This window comes from Pseudoalteromonas sp. S1650, from assembly GCF_005887195.1.
Lineage (GTDB): Bacteria > Pseudomonadota > Gammaproteobacteria > Enterobacterales > Alteromonadaceae > Pseudoalteromonas > Pseudoalteromonas simplex.
Genome location: NZ_PNDF01000241.1, coordinates 1 through 350 on the forward strand (window position 1 = coordinate 1; position 350 = coordinate 350).

The window sequence follows — 350 nt, forward strand, 5'->3', positions numbered from 1 at the left end:
GTTCTCAGCCTGTTGATATTCTGGGTTTTGATTATGACTATCGCAAAATGAGTTTTGATTGTTAAGTTTGAGAGTCTTTTAATAACATGCGGTTTTTTGCCGGGGTGACGTGCATTAATGCTTTGAACTCTTTGATTAAATGGGGCTGATCGGAAAAGACACACTCTAAAGCAAAATCTGCAAAGCTTAGCTCAGGGGTTAACTTAATTGCTTGGTTAGCCAGTTTTAATCGGTAAATACGTTCAAAATATTTAGGTGTGACACCACATTGCTCCTTAACCTTCCTTTCAAGCTTACGTTGACTCAGTGGGGCACTCTGCGATGCCGTTTCGATAGGCGTTAACTCATTG

At 40.3% G+C, this 350-nt stretch carries 1 protein-coding gene; it reads right to left on the reverse strand.

Going from position 1 to position 350, the window contains the following annotated elements; genetic code table 11:
- Positions 1-61: 61 nt before the first annotated feature.
- A partial coding sequence (locus CWB80_RS22285; RefSeq protein ID WP_138686325.1) for a helix-turn-helix domain-containing protein occupies positions 62-350 on the reverse strand: 289 nt, incomplete at its 5' end.